At 52.7% G+C, this 16,767-nt stretch carries 16 protein-coding genes; 11 read left to right on the top strand and 5 right to left on the bottom strand.

Annotated elements, in window-relative coordinates:
- The first annotated feature begins 99 nt into the window (after positions 1-99).
- The 3 genes from AC6I8W_RS28110 (at position 100) to AC6I8W_RS28100 (ending at position 3,065) form a co-directional block, all read left to right on the top strand.
- Entirely contained in the window at positions 100-1,371 is a 1,272-nt protein-coding gene (locus tag AC6I8W_RS28110) for an NTP/NDP exchange transporter (RefSeq protein ID WP_497839507.1), read from the top strand.
- Positions 1,372-1,421: 50 nt separating this feature from the next.
- Entirely contained in the window at positions 1,422-2,108 is a 687-nt protein-coding gene (locus AC6I8W_RS28105; RefSeq protein ID WP_497839506.1) for an NADPH-dependent F420 reductase, read from the top strand.
- A gap of 126 nt (positions 2,109-2,234) precedes the next feature.
- Entirely contained in the window at positions 2,235-3,065 is an 831-nt protein-coding gene (locus AC6I8W_RS28100) for an SDR family oxidoreductase (protein WP_497839505.1), read from the top strand.
- Here AC6I8W_RS28100 and AC6I8W_RS28095 read toward each other — a convergent pair whose 3' ends face one another.
- From AC6I8W_RS28095 to AC6I8W_RS28080, 4 genes are all read right to left on the bottom strand, one after another.
- Positions 3,066-3,893: a PRD domain-containing protein gene (locus AC6I8W_RS28095; protein ID WP_497839504.1), complete on the bottom strand. Its 828-nt coding sequence runs from the start codon at positions 3,891-3,893 to the stop codon at positions 3,066-3,068.
- A 22-nt stretch (positions 3,894-3,915) separates the two neighbouring features.
- On the bottom strand, positions 3,916-5,382 hold the full coding sequence (locus AC6I8W_RS28090; protein WP_497839503.1) for a glycoside hydrolase family 1 protein: 1,467 nt from the start codon (positions 5,380-5,382) through the stop codon (positions 3,916-3,918).
- On the bottom strand, positions 5,379-7,184 hold the full coding sequence (locus AC6I8W_RS28085; protein ID WP_497839502.1) for a beta-glucoside-specific PTS transporter subunit IIABC: 1,806 nt from the start codon (positions 7,182-7,184) through the stop codon (positions 5,379-5,381). Before AC6I8W_RS28085 ends, AC6I8W_RS28090 begins: the two co-directional genes overlap by 4 nt.
- A 181-nt stretch (positions 7,185-7,365) precedes the next feature.
- A complete protein-coding gene (locus tag AC6I8W_RS28080; RefSeq protein ID WP_497839501.1) occupies positions 7,366-8,379 on the bottom strand; it encodes a LacI family DNA-binding transcriptional regulator in 1,014 nt (337 codons plus the stop codon).
- A gap of 271 nt (positions 8,380-8,650) precedes the next feature.
- On the opposite strand from AC6I8W_RS28080, the gene AC6I8W_RS28075 reads away from it, so the two are divergent.
- The 8 genes from AC6I8W_RS28075 to AC6I8W_RS28040 all read left to right on the top strand — a co-directional run bounded on the left by AC6I8W_RS28075 (position 8,651) and on the right by AC6I8W_RS28040 (position 15,419).
- Positions 8,651-8,971: a PTS sugar transporter subunit IIB gene (locus AC6I8W_RS28075; protein WP_497839500.1), complete on the top strand. Its 321-nt coding sequence runs from the start codon at positions 8,651-8,653 to the stop codon at positions 8,969-8,971.
- Positions 8,971-10,287 (top strand): PTS sugar transporter subunit IIC, encoded by a 1,317-nt coding sequence (locus tag AC6I8W_RS28070; RefSeq protein WP_497839499.1) that lies wholly within the window; start codon positions 8,971-8,973, stop codon positions 10,285-10,287. Before AC6I8W_RS28075 ends, AC6I8W_RS28070 begins: the two co-directional genes overlap by 1 nt.
- Entirely contained in the window at positions 10,287-10,619 is a 333-nt protein-coding gene (locus AC6I8W_RS28065) for a PTS lactose/cellobiose transporter subunit IIA (RefSeq protein WP_497839498.1), read from the top strand. The genes AC6I8W_RS28070 and AC6I8W_RS28065 overlap by 1 nt, the downstream gene beginning before the upstream one ends.
- 38 nt (positions 10,620-10,657) lie before the next feature.
- Positions 10,658-12,097, top strand: coding sequence for a 6-phospho-beta-glucosidase (locus AC6I8W_RS28060; protein ID WP_497839497.1), 1,440 nt, complete (start codon positions 10,658-10,660; stop codon positions 12,095-12,097).
- Positions 12,098-12,193: 96 nt separating this feature from the next.
- Positions 12,194-12,994: a Cof-type HAD-IIB family hydrolase gene (locus AC6I8W_RS28055; protein WP_497839496.1), complete on the top strand. Its 801-nt coding sequence runs from the start codon at positions 12,194-12,196 to the stop codon at positions 12,992-12,994.
- Positions 12,995-13,130: 136 nt separating this feature from the next.
- Positions 13,131-14,540 carry a 6-phospho-beta-glucosidase gene (locus AC6I8W_RS28050; protein WP_497839495.1) on the top strand — a complete coding sequence of 470 codons (1,410 nt, stop codon included), beginning with the start codon at positions 13,131-13,133 and terminating at the stop codon, positions 14,538-14,540.
- 74 nt (positions 14,541-14,614) lie between these two features.
- Positions 14,615-15,064: a MarR family winged helix-turn-helix transcriptional regulator gene (locus AC6I8W_RS28045; protein ID WP_497839494.1), complete on the top strand. Its 450-nt coding sequence runs from the start codon at positions 14,615-14,617 to the stop codon at positions 15,062-15,064.
- A 19-nt stretch (positions 15,065-15,083) separates the two neighbouring features.
- Positions 15,084-15,419 (top strand): hypothetical protein, encoded by a 336-nt coding sequence (locus tag AC6I8W_RS28040; protein ID WP_497839493.1) that lies wholly within the window; start codon positions 15,084-15,086, stop codon positions 15,417-15,419.
- A 54-nt stretch (positions 15,420-15,473) separates the two neighbouring features.
- Here the strand turns inward: AC6I8W_RS28040 and AC6I8W_RS28035 are convergent, their stop codons facing one another.
- Entirely contained in the window at positions 15,474-16,709 is a 1,236-nt protein-coding gene (locus AC6I8W_RS28035; RefSeq protein ID WP_497839492.1) for an MFS transporter, read from the bottom strand.
- Positions 16,710-16,767: the final 58 nt, after the last annotated feature.

Genomic DNA, 16,767 nt, shown 5'->3' with positions numbered 1-16,767 from the left:
CTATTAATTTTCGCGATAAATCGTGCCGCTACGAATTCGCGTAAACATTATGCACTTTAAAATATCTTCTGTTGAAATATGACCTTTGGGTGACGATGAATGCGTTTCGATAAATATTATCAATTTTTAAATGTCAGGCCGAAAGAACTGAAAACGCTGGCATGGTCGATGTTGTATGTCTTTTCTTTATTTGTTGCTTATTATCTTTTGCGTCCGGTACGTGACGAGTTAGGTGTGGCGGGAGGGGTTAATAATCTTCCCTGGTTGTTCAGCGGTACGCTCGCTGCTATGTTGCTATTGACGCCGTTATTTTCGTTTTTGGTAAAACGCTATCAGCGAATAACCGTCATCAGGCTCAGCTACCATTTTTTTGCCAGCAATTTGTTGCTGTTCTTTGTGTTGCTGCTCCCGGCATTCAGTGAATATCGTATCTGGACTGGCCGGTTTTTCTTTATCTGGCTATCGGTATTCAACCTGTTTGTCGTTTCTCTGTTTTGGTCATTGATCGTTGATATTTTTACCTCCGAACAGGGGATGCGGCTATTTGGTATCCTTTCCGCCGGGGCGACCCTGGGGGCGCTAATCGGGTCTTCTCTGACCCTGATTGCAGTGGAGCGTATTGACCAGCGTGGCCTGGTGTTGCTGGCGTTTCTGCTGTTGGAAATCAGTCTGCTATCGGCGCAGCGGGCTGCTGCGCACAGTACAAATTTTGCCGGGACAACAACGGAACGCCCGGTTGGGGGATCGGTACTGGCCGGGATCACCCACACGCTGCGTTCGCCTTACCTCTCCGGTATCGCCCTGTTTATGATGCTATACAGTGTGACCTCCACCTTTCTCTATTTTGAGCAGGCGTCGATTGCGGCAAATGCCTTTTCTGACCGTGCGTCGCGCACCGCGTTTTTCGCCACCATCGATTTGTGGGTCAATCTGTTCACCTTCATCGCGCAGATCTTTTTCACCTCCCGGGCGCTGAAAGGATTAGGTGTCTCCCTGACCCTCGCCATTTTACCACTGGTTACACTCGCCGGATTTTCGCTGCTGCTGGCATTTCCTTCCCTGATTATTTTTGTCGTATTCCAGGTTGCACGCCGTATCAGTAACTTCGCTTTCGCCCGACCCGGCAGAGAAATTTTATTTACCCGTGTGGCGCAAGAAGAACGCTATAAGGCGAAAAATTTCATCGATACGGTGGTGTATCGTCTCGGCGATCAGATGGGAAGCTGGAGTTATGCCGGGCTGATGGGATTTGCCGGGAGTAGCGGCCTGCTGGCGTATATTGCGATCCCGTTGTCTCTCGTCTGGCTGGCGCTGTCGGTCTGGCTGGGCCGCCAATCACCGTTAATTTCCCTCAACTCAGGAGCTGACTAATGTCCTTCTCACGACGTCAATTAATGAAGTTAGCCGCACTCACAGGAGCAATGAGTATGTTAGGTAACGCGATTGCCCAGCCGGGCGCTACGGGTACGGGCCAGCCGCTGAAAATTGGCGTGATCGGCGCGGGTTGGCTGGGAGGGACGGTGGCAAAGCTGTGGGTTAAAGCCGGGCACCAGGTGATGTTTTCCACCCGGCATCTGGATGAGTTGCAACGCGAGATCGCGCCCTTAGGTGCCAATGCCAGCGTAGGGACACCCGCAGAGGCCGCGGCATTTGGTGACATCCTGCTATTTGCCGTGCCCTATGATGCCTTGCCGCAACTCGGCCAGCAGCTCGCCCCGGCGATGCAGGGTAAAATCGTGCTGGATGCCTGTAATCCTTCAGGTTGGCAGCCGAGTGCACTCGCTCGTGAGGCCAACCAAAACGGCGTGGCGGAGACCAGTCAAAGATTATTGCCCGGCACTCGTTATGTGCGCGCATTCAGTGCCGTTGATGCCACTGCCATTGAGGCGTCAGCCAGTGCCAGCGCCGCGAACAAGTTGGGTGTGCCGATCGCCAGTGACGATGCTGAGGCATTAAAGGTTGTCGCGAAGCTGGTTGAGGATACTGGTTCTGTTCCGGTGATCACCGGAAATCTGGCGAGTGCCCGAAGTTTCCAACGCGGTGGCCCCGGTTTTCGGGCGAATACCAACGCCCCGGCGCTACGCGCTATTCTCCACACGGCAACCTGACGGCACAGATTTATGATCGCCACTCATAAACTCATGCTGATTATCCCTAAAGTCATATCACGCCGGAATGATTATATTTTCCCCATCGATATTACGGGTGAAAAATAACTGACCTTCGGAGTGAATATGAAAGACGTGATTGTGGTGATTGGTGCGGGTTCTATTGGGCAGGCGATTGCCCGTCGGGTCAGCCAGGGCAAAACGGTGTTGCTGGCGGACCTGCGTGCTGAAAACACCGAAGCGGCAGCGAAAGTGCTACGCGATGCCGGTTTTGTGGTAGCCACCAGCCAGGTGGATGTTTCATCGCGGGAGTCAATCCAGGCGCTGGTGAAAACCGCCACCGCGCTTGGCGCGGTAAAAGGGGTGATTAACGCAGCCGGGGTGTCGCCCTCTCAGGCATCATCAACAACGATTTTGCACGTCGATCTCTATGGCACGGCGGTGATCCTCGAAGAGTTTGGTCAGGTCATCGCTGAAGGCGGCTCCGGAATTATTATTGCCTCTCAATCCGGCCATCGCCTGCCGCCGCTGAGCGTGGAACAGAATGAAGCACTGGCTACCACGCCCACGGAAGACCTATTGGCGCTGCCGTTTTTGCAGGAAGACACCATCACCGATTCGCTGCTGGCGTACCAATACTCAAAACGCGGTAATGCGTTACGTGTGATGGCAGAAGCGGTGAAATGGGGCAAACGTGGCGCGCGCGTCAATACCATCAGCCCGGGCATCATCTATACCCCGCTGGCGAATGATGAGCTGTCCGGCCCGCGTGGTGCAGGATACCGTAATATGCTGGAGCGCTCCCCGGTCGGTCGTGGCGGCACCCCTGATGAAGTGGGTGCGTTGGCGGCTTTATTAATGGGACCGGAAGGCACCTTTATTACTGGCAGTGATTTCCTGATGGACGGTGGCGTGACAGCGTCCTATTGGTATGGCGATTTAAAACCGTCGAACTAATCAGTGTTGTAAGCGGCTGATATGAATACTGAGCCAGGTGAGTTCTTCCTTCGGTAACGACAGCTGATATTTCTCCTGAATATAGTCGCGAACTGTCCAGGCAACGGACATGGATTCAGGGTGGAATTTCAGTAATTCCTGATAGAAGTCTTCCCCTGCACCGGTGCTGATCTTCCCGGCCAGTATGCGCTCGGCAAAGTAGCGCAAATGCGTAATAAAACGGTTGTAGTTAATCGACGTCATATCAATCGACACGTTTAATTTGTAACGCACAATCTCGGCGATGCGATTCACCAGTTGTACCTGCTGGTGAGCCGTATCCTGACCGGCATTACCCGACGCATTGATCAGATGGAAAGCTATGTGCACCGCCTCATCATCACCCAGTTCCACCCTGAAGCGCGCTTCCACCATCGCTTTGGCCTGCAAACCGATGGCGTACTCTTTCTGATAATAACGCTGCACTTCCCAACTCAGTTTATTCGTGATGATCTGCCCTGCACGAGCGCGCTCGACGGCAAACCACAGATGCTCCGTCAGGGTGAAAAACAGCACCGAGTGCAGCTTTTCAGCGTACTGGGCCTGCGCCAGAGTGATGATGTCATGAGTGATATCAAACCAGGCAACGGGTATCGTGTTGGTCAGCGAGAAATAGTGGCGCGACTTGAGGTGTTCCAGCGGAATAAACACCTGCTCAATCCCGGCCGCGTTGACCTGAGCGCCGGGTCTGGCACCAAAGCCAATCCCCTTACCGAACAGAATCATCTCCTGCTGATCATGTTCCACCAGCAGCATGCTGTTATTCAGCGATTTCTTCACTGTAATCACGTCGATACCCGTCCCTGCATCGTTAACTCATGTCGCTGCCGTTGGTGGCGATGACTTTCTGATACCACCAGAAGGAGTCTTTGCGCAGGCGTGCCAGTGTGCCGTTGCCTTCATCATCCTGATCGACATAGATAAAACCATAGCGTTTAGACATTTGTGAGGTGCCCGCGCTGATGATATCGATGGTGCCCCAACTGGTGTACCCCATCAGATCGACACCGGCATGCACCGCTGCCAGCATTTGTTCAAAGTGAGAGCGGAAATAATCGATGCGGTAGCTGTCGTGAATTTTCCCATCTTCAACCACATCTTTGCAGCCAAGGCCATTTTCCACAATAAACAGCGGCTTGCGATAGCGATCGTACAACTCCAGCAGCGAAATCTTCAGCCCCACTGGATCAATCTGCCATCCCCAATCTGAGGCCGGTAAGTAAGGGTTTTTCACCCCCAGCACGGTGTTACCTGCGGTGCGCTCGGCATCCGGCTGGGTTGATTCGGTCATCGACATGTAATAACTGAAGGAGACGAAATCGACGGTGTGTTGCCGCAGGATATCGAGGTCATCAGCGGCCATCACCAGCTCAATGCCGCGCAGTTCCAGGTCACGCTTGATCAGCGGCGGGTAGCTGCCGAACACCTGGACATCAGCATAGAACAGGTTTTCGAGGTTTTTCTTCTGCGTGGCTTCCACGTCATCAGGATGGCAGGTGCGCGGATAGGTGGTGAGCTTAGTGAGCATACAACCCACTTGGCTGCCGGGGATTTTGGCGTGACAATCACGCGTCACCATGGCAGAAGCAACAAACTGGTGGTGCAACGCCTGATAGATATCCTGCTTTTCCTGACCCGGAACCGATTTATCCTCACGAATACCTGCGGTGGTAAACGGGTGGCGATGGATGCTGTCGATCTCATTAAACGTCAACCAGTAGCGCACCAAATCTTTATAACGGTCGAAGCAGACGTTGCTGAAACGCACGAAGGCATCGACCACATTGCGGTGCACCCAACCGTTATAACGTTCGCTGAGTTTGAGCGGCATTTCATAATGTGACAACGTGACCAAAGGTTCGATGTTTAACCGCCGCATTTCACTAAACAGGCGGTCATAAAACGCTAAACCGGCTTCGTTTGGCGCAGACTCTTCGCCATCGGGAAAGAGACGGGACCAGGCAATGGAAACACGTAACACTTTAATCCCCATCTCGGCGAATAACGCCAGGTCCTGCGGGTAGTGATGGTAAAAATCGATACCACGACGTTTCGGGTAGAAAGCATCATGAGTGCCATTGAGCGCATCCGCCACATTCTCATCAGTCACCGCCATATGCGCAGTGAAATCCTTGAGATCCAGATTGGGTTTCCAGTTGATGGCGTCAGCCACGGATGGCCCTTTGCCGTCCACATTCCAGGCGCCTTCGGCCTGATTAGCCGCAATCGCGGCACCCCATAAAAATCCTCGTGGAAAGGTGGCTTTCGTTACCGTCATACAGACTCCTTTAACGTCATGATCGGGGAATGAAGGGTGAGCGGGGTGTCAGTAGCGTTGGTGGTGAGTGAAAAACGTTCGCTATTGGTAATGACCATCACGACGACGGGATCAAAACCCGCCGCCTGAACAGCATCGAGGTCGAACTCCACCAGCAGTTCACCGGCCTGTACCGCTTGTCCCGCAGTGACGAGTGGCTGAAAACCGTTGCCATTGAGTTTGATGGTGTCGATACCAATATGCAGGATCACTTCTGCCCCCTGAGTCGTCAGTAGGCTTACGGCATGCCCGCTGTCAAAAACGTTACTGATTACCCCGTTGGCCGGTGCGAACAGTTTGCCGCTGGCCGGTATCACCGCGATGCCGTCACCCATGATCCCGGCAGAGAACACATCGTCCTGCACCTCGGTCAGCGGGATCAGTTGCCCTTCAGCCGGGGTAACAAAGTGGTTAAGATCGGTTGCCTGAGCGGCCTTTTCCCGCCAGGAAAACAACGTGGCAACAAATGAGATGGCAAATGCCAGCCCGGCACCCAGCAAGGCGTACAGAATATTCCACGGACTGGTGGGCGAGATAAACATCGAGATACTGGCAAGACTGGGGCTGACCAGCGCAAAGGCTTCCACCGCCATCCAGCCCAAAAAGCCGCCGCCGATCACGCTGGCCGCAATCACCGCGTACAGCGCGGTTTTATTCAACAGGGTAATGCCGTACAGCGCAGGCTCGGTGATGCCGCATAAGGCAGAGATCCCGGCCGAGAGCGCGGTAGACTTCATCACCTTGTCTTTACTGCGCAACGCAATCGCCAGGCAGGCACCCGCCTCGGCAATGTTATGTGCCAGCGAGGCGGGCAGATAGAGCATCTCGCGCGAGAACTGCCCCATAGATGCCACCACATAAGGGATCATTGGTTTATGCATGCCTGCCGCGACCATAAAGGGTAATACCCCGGCCAGCAGAGCGGTGGCGACAAATCCCAGCTTGCTGTACAGCCACAGGATCACCGTCGCCAGCCCGGAACCCAGCTCAAAACCGAGTGGCCCGAGGATCAACAGCGTCACTGGCACGGTGACCAGCAGAGATAACATCGGTGACAGGAAAATGCGTAACGCCGAGGGGGAGTAACGATTGAAGAACCGCTCCGCGCGGGAATAAAACAGTACGCACAGAATGGCGGGGAACACCTGTGAGGCATAGGCGATATTCTTCAGATCGAAGGAAAACAGCGCAATACCTTCCGCCAGCTGATTTGACATCATCGGCAGTACCATCACCGACACGGCGGATACCGCGACCAGCACATTCACTTTAAGTTTGTTGGCAGTGGTGATGGCGACCAGAATGGGCAGAAAATAGAGTGGGGCGGAGCCAATATTGTCCAGTATTTTGTAGGTATCGCTGCTGCGTGGCAGCCAACCGAGTAAATCCAGCAGGATCAGCAGTGACTTCAGTACCCCGCCCCCCGCGATGGCAGGCACCAGTGGCTGAAAGACGCTAATCACAAAATCTACACTGCGCGCTGCCCAACTGACCTTACTGCTTGCGTCACTGGCTGCCTGCCCGGTCATCAGCGTTTTTACCGCGTCATAGACGTCCACCACATCCTTGCCAATGATGATCTGGCACTGCACATTGACGCGCACTCCCAACACGCCGGGAATGGCAGCGAGGGCGGGTTGGTCGATATGCGTATTGTCGCGCAGGGTCAGACGCAGTCGGGTGGAGCAGTGTTCAATGTGGTCGATATTTCCGGCACCGCCGACATGGGCGATGACGGCTTTCGCTGTGGCTTGATAATCCATATACCACCCTCTTTTTTTGCCAAAAAAAAACCTGAAGCCAGCTTCCAGTTTGGAAACGAGCTTCAGGTCTTGCCTGGTTACCCAGTTACACGCCTGACGACAGTTCTAACGTCAGCGGCAAAGTTCTGTCAAAACAATCCCGAACGGTTAATGATGAATTGTGATGCGCACGACGTTTTACTTAAGTATAGGGGCCATCACAGACGGATTGTCGATGAATCAATTCGCCACACATCAGGGGCAGCGCGGCAACCTCTTCACCATCCAGCATTTTTGACAGTTGCGTTAGGGCGCTGGAGACCATTTCTGCCATCGGGACATGCACCGATGTCAGCGCCGGAATGGTGTAGGAGGCCATCGGAATATCATCGAAACTAAGCAGGGAAACATCCTGCGGCATCCGCTTGCCAGCATTGTGCAGGGCAGAGGCGGCACCGATGGCCATATCGTCGTTACTGGCGACAATGGCGGAGAATGTCACCTTGCGTGCCAGCAACTCTTCAGCGGCTTGTTTGCCGCTTGCCATGGTCCAGCAACCATCCAGCATTAACGCCGGTGCCATCGGCAGATTATTCAGGGTCATCGCGGCCTGAAACCCCTTTAACCGACTGAGACCGGTGTGTGAGCTGCCCATCCCTTTGATAAACGCGATATCGCGATGCCCACGGTGAATTAAATAATTCACCGCATCAAAGGTGTCTTTCTCATGGTCGGCACAGACGGAGTATTGGGGAAACTTTTTCAGTCGACGGTTCAGGATGATCAGGGGTTTGCTCAGGGTGGGGATCAGCGCGTCGATTTCTTCCACGCTCAGATAGCGCGGGTAAATGATCACCGCATCGCAACGGCTGTCGATGAGGAAGTGGATCGCGTCACGTTCTTGCTGTGCGTTGTGTTTACCATCGGCCAATATCAACTGGGAGCCAAGTTGCTCGGTCAGCGTCGCCACCTGAAACATCAGTTCGCTGAAAAACGGCCCATGATAGAGGGTGTTGGGCACCATCAGGCCAATGCTATGCGAACGGTTGGTCGCCAGGTTACGCGCCACCAGATTGGGGCGATATCCCATCTCGTCGACTGCCTGCATCACTTTGTCGCGCACCGTTTTGGACACATAACTGTGTCCGGCCAGCACGCGGGATACGGTTGCCTTCGAAACGCCTGCGCGTTGGGCAACATCAAGCATGGTAATCATTCATGTTCCTTGTTAGCTCACCTGCCTATTGTAACCAATAATCCCGCTAACAGTAAAAGCTCGCCTGAAAATAACATTTTATCTATGCCACTAAAATTAAACATATTGATGATGGAATAATCTGAAACCGGTTGCAGATTATTTTAACTTCATCACAAAATAACCGAATACTTCGTTTGAGTTATAGATCACAAAAAAGATAAATTGAATCTGTAACCGGTTGCAGATGTGGCGAGTGACGCGTAAGAATTTAGAAAAAAAGGAGGGTGTCATGGTTAAAATCTTATTGTGTTGCTCGGCAGGAATGTCCACCAGCATGGTGGTTCAGAGAATGGAAAAGGCTGCGGTGCAGCTGAATCTGGAGGCCCGTATCGAGGCGGTTGGCATGGAGGAGTTCAGGGATAAAATCGCCGATTACGACTGCTGTCTGCTCGGTCCTCAAATCAAATACAAGCTCACGGATTTCCAACAACGCGCCGCAGAATTTAATAAACCCGTCACCGTAATTAATACTATGGATTACGGTATGCTGAATGGTGAAAAAATTCTGAAATCTGCCCTTTCCCTGATTGATTCCCACAAGGGGGTTTAATGAGCACACTGGCTGATTCATTATTTGGGGTGATCGAGAATCGTATCAGCCCGATTGCCGCGCGGCTCTCCTCGCAGCGGCATGTGGTGGCGATTAAAGACGGTTTTATTGCGTCGATGCCATTTTTAATTGTTGGCTCTTTTATGCTGCTGTTCTCGCATCCTCCATTCAGTGAAACCAGCCAGTGGGGGTTTGCTCAGTGGTGGCTGGGCATCGTCAAGCAATACAACGATCAACTGATGATGCCCTACAACATGACCATGGGCATTATGGCGGTGTTTATCACCGGCGCGATTGCCTACAACCTGGCGCAAAGCTACAAAATGAACGGACTGATGGCGGCGCTGCTCTCGTTGATGACGTTTCTGGTGGTGGCTGCTCCCGCGAAGGATGGGACACTTTCCGTCGCTTCACTTGGGGGGGAGGGGATTTTTACCGCCATTCTGATCAGCCTGTACTGCACCGAAGTGATGCACCTGCTGGTCAAGTACAACATCGGTTTTAAACTGCCGGAGCAGGTGCCGCCGAAAATCCGCCAGTCCTTCGATCTGCTGATCCCGATTGTGGTGATCTTCCTGACGCTCTATCCGCTGAATCTGTTTATGCAGAGTCATTTCGGATTGTTAATTCCACAGGCGATTATGGCGGTGTTTGCCCCGATTATCTCGGCAGCAGATTCCCTGCCGGCGGTACTTATCGCCGTGCTGCTGTGCCATTTGCTGTGGTTCGCCGGTATCCATGGTGCGGCGATTGTTGGTGGTATTTTGCAGGCGTTCTGGCTGAGTAATCTGGGTCTCAACCAGGAAGCATTAACTGCCGGAGAGCCGATTCCGAAGATCTTTATCGAACCGTTCTGGCAATTCTTTATTACCGTCGGGGGTTCTGGTGCGACCATGGGACTGGTCATTCTTTACCTGCGCAGTCGCTCTGCGCATCTGCGTTCTATCGGGCGTCTCGGCCTGGTGCCCGGTATGTTCAATATTAACGAACCGATTATCTTCGGCTCGCCGGTGGTGATGAACCCGCTGCTGTTTATCCCGTTTATTACCACGCCGCTGCTGAATGCCATCATCGCCTGGACGGCCACGCGCACCAATCTGATCAACCATGTGATTTCCCTCGCCCCCTGGACCACGCCCGGACCGATTGGCGCGGCCTGGTCCACCGGTTGGGACTGGCGTGCGGTGGTGCTGGTGATCTTCCTGATTGGCTTGTCCACTCTGATTTATTACCCCTTCTTCAAAATGTATGAACGCCAGCTGCTGCAACAGGAAGCGGAGATGGCCCATGAAACCCTGGCAGAGGAGATGAAGTGATGAACGATATGGAAACCACGGTGATGGAACTGATTATCCATGCCGGAGAAGCACGATCATCAGCGATGCAGGCTTTGCAGGAGGCACGGAAACACAACTGGAGCGTGGTGGATGCCATGCTGGAAAATGCCAGCCAGGCCGCGCGCGAAGCGCACAAAATTCAAACTTCACTGATTGGCGCGGATGAAGGCTGCGGCAAAATTCCGGTCAATCTGATCATGGTGCATGCGCAGGATCATCTGATGAACGCCATGCTGTGCCGTGACCTGGTAGAAGAACTGATTTATCTGCACCGCGCGGTGCAGGAATTGAGCAAAACCCAAACACATTAATGTCGCAAGACGTCGTTAATCTACATAAAGGAAGGATTATGTCTGACAAATTACCCGCAGGTTTCTTATGGGGCGGTGCTGTGGCGGCCCATCAGGTGGAAGGTGGCTGGAACGAGGGTGGGAAAGGCCCGAGCATCGTCGATGTGCTGACCGGTGGCGCACACGGGGTGGATCGCGAAATCACCGACGGTGTGATCGCGGGGAAACACTACCCCAATCATCTGGCGACTGATTTTTATCATCGCTACAAAGAAGATATCGCGCTGTTTGCCGAGATGGGTTTCAAATGCTTCCGTACCTCGATTGCCTGGACGCGCATCTTCCCCAAAGGAGATGAACTCACCCCGAACGAAGCAGGTTTGCAGTTCTACGACGCGATGTTCGATGAACTGCTGAAACACGGCATCGAACCGGTGATCACCTTGTCGCACTTTGAGATGCCACTGCACCTGGTGAAGCAGTACGGCGGCTGGTTGAACCGTGAATTGATCGACCTGTTTGTGCGTTACAGCGAAGTGGTGCTGAAGCGCTATAAACACAAAGTGAAGTACTGGATGACCTTCAACGAGATCAACAATCAGCGCAACTGGCGCCGACCGTTGTACGGTTACAGCAATTCCGGGGTGATTTTCACTGACCATGAGAAGCCGGAGGAGGTGATGTATCAGGTGCTGCATCATCAGTTTGTCGCCAGCGCCAGGGTGGTGAAACTCGGTCATGCCATCAACCCGGATTTCAAAATCGGCTGCATGCTGGCGATGGTGCCGCTCTATCCCTGGTCCTGTAACCCGGATGATGTGATGTACGCGCAAAAGGCGATGCAGGAGCGTTATCTGTTCGGTGATGTGCATATGCGTGGTGCTTACCCTTCATATATTAAGAAGGAGTGGGAACGCCGTGGTTTCCACATTGAAATGGCACCCGGTGATGAGCAGACGCTGCGTGAGGGCTGCACCGATTACCTAGGCTTCAGTTACTACATGAGCAATGCGGTGGAATATGCGACCGCGACGCAAACCGCACATACCCCACTGGAAGCCTTCCCCGGCAGTCGCAAAAACCCGCATGTGCAGGCGTCTGACTGGGGCTGGCAGATCGATCCGGTCGGATTGCGCTACACCCTTAACGCGTTATATGAGCGCTATCAGAAACCGCTGTTTATCGTGGAAAACGGCTTTGGTGCCATCGATAAAGTGGCCGCCAATGGCGAGATCAATGATGACTATCGCATCAGCTATCTGCGTGCTCACATTGAACAGATGAAGAAAGCGGTGCTGGAGGATGGCGTTGACCTGATGGGCTTTACCCCGTGGGGCTGTCTGGATTGCGTATCATTCGGCACCGGTCAGTACAGCAAACGCTACGGTTTTATTTATGTCGATCGAAACGATGATGAAACCGGCGACTTCTCCCGCAGCAGAAAGAAAAGTTTTGACTGGTATAAAACGGTTATCGCCAGCAATGGTGAAGAACTTTAAGGCTGTCTGTTAACGCGTAGCGGCGCGATTTATCGCGCGTCTTTTACAGGAGCGTGATAAATCGCGTCGCTACGGAATATGTTCTGGAATATTATTGTGATTAAATTAATTATCAGCGATCTGGATGGCACCTTTCTGAATAGTCAGGGCGATTATGATCGACAATTATATGCAGAAGTCCGCCAGCTCATGCAGGAAAAAGGCGTCCACTTTGCGGCCTGTACCGGTAAACAATGTGAACGGGTGGAAGAATTATTTGGCGATAATTCGCGTGATATATGGATTATGGGAGACAGCGCCACCCGTATTAAACGCAACGGCGAATTTAAGTATCAGTCGCTGATTGATAATCATCTGGGGCAGAAAATTATCACCACCCTGCATCGGGCGAACCCGCATCATGTGGTGATTGCCTGTACCCCCTCCGGGGCGGTGATCCGTGAAGATACCCCCGCGCATCTGGCCGAGCGTGTTCGACTGTCCTATGCCCATTTGCGCAAGGTGGAGGATCTCAGCAGCCTGACTGAAGATTTTGTCAAAATCACGGTTTATGACGAAGCCGGGAGTTGCCCGCAAACGCGCCCGCATCTGACCCCTTTTGAGCATCAGGTTTATATCGTGGTAGCCGAGGCTGCGTGGATCGATATTGCCAATGAGGGAGTCCACAAAGGCACCACCATCCAACGGCTCCAGCAGATGTTGAATATCGGTCGTCATGAAACCATGGCGTTCGGCGACGGTTACAACGATATCGAGTTGTTGGCGGAAGCGGAATACAGCTTCGCCATGCGCAATGCATTTGATGAGACCAAAAAAGTGGCAAATTTTATTACGCGTTCCAATGATGAGAATGCGGTGTTAATGACCATTAAACGGTTTTTATCGCTGCAAAATTAATAAGACCCATAACCTTATTCTCCATAAAAATATTCAGTCTCCAGGAAAAATATCATCCACGAGGTGAGGGCGAATGCTGGTCATTATCAGGCTGGCACGCTATTGCCTGACCTGTAACCTGACGGAGTGCTGTCCCATGCAAAATAAGATAAAAATTGTCACTATCGGTGGAGGTTCAAGTTATACCCCTGAATTGATCGAAGGGTTGATTGTGCGGCAGGCGCAGTTGCCGATAGCGGAATTATGGCTGGTCGATATTGATGCGGGCGCGGAGAAGATGGAGATCGTCGGCAACATGGCAAAACGCATGATTGCCGCCGCAAAACTGGACTGGCAGGTGCATCTGACCCTCGACCGACGTGAAGCGCTGCAAGACGCTGATTATGTCACCACCCAATTCCGCGTTGGTTTACTGGATGCCCGACTGAAAGACGAAGTGATCCCGCTGGCAAACGGGCTGCTCGGTCAGGAAACCAACGGCCCAGGCGGTATCTTTAAAGCCTTCCGTACCATTCCGGTGATTCTCGATATCATCAAGGATATGCGCGAACTCTGTCCGAATGCATGGCTGGTGGACTTCACCAACCCAGCCGGAATGGTGACGGAAGCGGCGATTAAACAGGGCAAGTGGGAGAAGACCGTTGGCCTGTGTAATGTGCCGTTCGGCCATATCAACCAGGCGTGTGAGGTGCTGGGGCTACAGGAGAAAGATCTCTTCTTTAAATTTGCTGGCCTCAACCATTTTCATTGGCATCGCGTGTGGGACCAACAGGGCAACGAACGCACTGCCGAGTTAATTGACAAAATCTATGCGCCGGAGCACCGGGCGAAAAGTGATGAAGGGCTGAAGAACATTCACCAGATCCCCTTCCACTATGAACAGGTGAAGCATCTTGGCGTGCTGCCGTGTGGTTATCATCGCTATTACTACTTGCAGGAACCGATGCTGGCCCATGCGGTTGAGGAATTTGAACGCTATGAAACCCGTGCTGAGGTGGTGAAAAAAACCGAAGCGCGGCTGTTTGAACTGTATAAAGACGTTAACCTGAACTACAAACCGGAAGAACTCAGCCAGCGCGGCGGGGCGCATTATAGCGATGCGGCCTGTGACCTGATCGCTTCGATTCATAACAACAGCGGCAAACTGATGGTGGTCTCCACCCGCAATAACGGGGCGATTGCCGACCTGCCGTTTGACTGTATCGTAGAGGTGACGGCGTCCATTACGTCGCACGGCCCTGAACCGTTACGCTGGGGCGCATTGCCGCCTGCCGCACGCGGCATGATCCAGCTGATGAAAGCGATGGAAGAGACGGTGATCGAAGCGGCAGTCACCGGCGATTACGGCGCGGCGTTACATGCTTTCACCATCAATCCGCTGATTCCGGCGGGTGATACGGCGATCAAGGTGCTGGATGAACTGTTGTATGCCCATAAAGCCTATTTGCTAAAATTCGCTGATAAAATCGCCGAAATAGAAAGAAATAAACCGGAAGTCGTGAAGTTTGTGGATCAACTTTTGGCTGACAGAAAGGCGCATGCATAAGCGCGTAGAGTAACCGCAGTTAAAAACAACAGGTAAACTTGCAAGTTTACCTGTTGTTCTCTATATTCATTGCTATGAATATATCCTCTGAAGAAATGCCAGCAATCGATATTGTGATCACCGAGCTCTCCCAGGCTGTCGGGCAGTTGTTGCGTCGTTTGCGTAGTGAAACCAACATTGATGGCCTTAGCTGGTCACAAACCTCGGTACTGGCCTGGCTGGATCGCGACGGAGCGATGACCACGGCTGAATTGGCACGTAAGGAAGCCGTTCGCCCCCAGTCGATGGGGGCCACCCTTGCCGAACTGACGGAACGAGGATTTATCACACGTCATCCGCACCCTACTGATGGTCGGCAGATTCTGTTTTCGCTGACGGCATCGGGGCTTGAAGCGAGACATCTGCGCACAGCGGCTAAACAGGCATGGCTACTGACCGCGATGACAGAACTTCAACCTGAGGAATTGCGCACCTTGCACGAAGCTTCAGAACTTTTGCGACGCATCAGCGGACCTTCCTCATAGCCACAAAGGAATCTCGTATATGCATGTCATCCACGATCTGGCGTACTTTTTTGGCGGTCTATTTCTCGCTAATGCCGTGCCGCATTTTGTCAGTGGCATGATGGGGCGCTCATTCCAGAGTCCATTCGCCAATCCCCCGGGCAAAGGGTTGTCATCATCACGCGTTAACGTGATATGGGGTTTTGTGAATTTCCTGCTGGCTTATTTACTGCTCGCGCAGGTGGGCCACTTCAACCTGCGTAGTGCTGAACAGGCTTTCAGCGCCGGATTGGGTATTCTGCTGATGGGGCTCTACTCGGCGTATTCTTTTGGCCATTTCCACGGTGGAAATCTGTCAACCCAGCACGAACGCTAAGCCAATGCGATCCTTTGTTCCGCCATCCCCCGGGCAGGGATGACGGAGGTATGATTATGCTGCCTTATCTTTCATCGCCACTTGAGAACCCAGCTCATCCGGGGTTTTCAGGAACGGTGTCAGCACTGCGCTTAGAATATACAGTCCGGCATAGATACCCAGTACACCGCCAGCACCTAAAGAGGTATAGAACAGCGCGGTGATTGCCGGGGCGATAAAAGCACCCAATCCGGCACCGAGGTTGAGCACTGACATGGCGGCACCTTTACTCTCAGGAGCCAGCATCGGGAACAGGGCGGAAAGCGGTACATAGCCTGCCATCGTGACCCCGCACAGGCAAAGGACAAAGGCCATGACGTAGAAGTTATGGCCCAGCAACTGAGGCACCAGCCAGACCAGCACTAACACAATGGCATAGCCCACGCCACCGACCCAAAGGATGGTATTACGCCAGCCAAATTTGTCACCGAAGAAGCCAAAAAAGAGATTGGCAAATATCGCCACCACGAATACGGATGACCACATATGCAGCCACTCGGTTTTGCTGTAGCCAAAGCTGATCAGGTACAGCGGCAGGAAGGTGGCCAACCCATATTGCGCAACGCCATTAATCGATTTCACCACCAGACCCATCGCAATCACCGGGCGTTGCAGGATAGTGATCCCCTTAATCAGCTCAGCCGCACTAAACGGATGGATTTCGGATGCCGGAACTTTGTCACGGTTCACCCAGATCGCCAACGCTGCGCCAACAATCACAAATCCCATCCCGGTCCACAACACATGGATCTCGCCCATTACCGGTAGCGCCAGCGAGGAGAAAAAAGGTCCAATGACACTCAAGCCAAGAGAGAAGGTAAACCAAAACCAACCGACCGCAGTTGAACGGCGCTCCACCGGCGTGCTGTAGTTAATCCACACAAGGAAGGAGTAAGCAAACAACGGATAGCCAATACCGCGAATGGCATAGAAAGGCAGCATCACAGCCATATGCATCGAGCTTAAACCGATACCAATAAAGCCAATGCTACCCACCACAAAGGCAATCAAACCATACAACATCACTTTGCGCGGCCCTAATGTCTGCACAAAGACACCGGTAACCCAGGCGGCCAGCGTGACCGCAATGCCGTAGGCGGTAATCAGGAAGGAGGCTTCGGCAACGGATAGCCCTTTCTCAACTAACCAGATAGATATCCATGCCTGCTCGACACCGTCGCCAATCATGAATATTGTCAGACCAATATAACCCCACAACAGATTTTTAGGTAAACCCAGTAGATTAAACATAGTTCCCCCCAGTGCAGGACACTGTATGGATAAAGAGACGAGGTAAGATGAATATATT

The organism is Pantoea sp. X-Soil-TKNS-1211 (assembly GCF_059730495.1).
The sequence above is the reverse complement of the archived record's forward strand: the minus strand, read 5'-3'. Positions and strand labels throughout refer to the sequence as shown.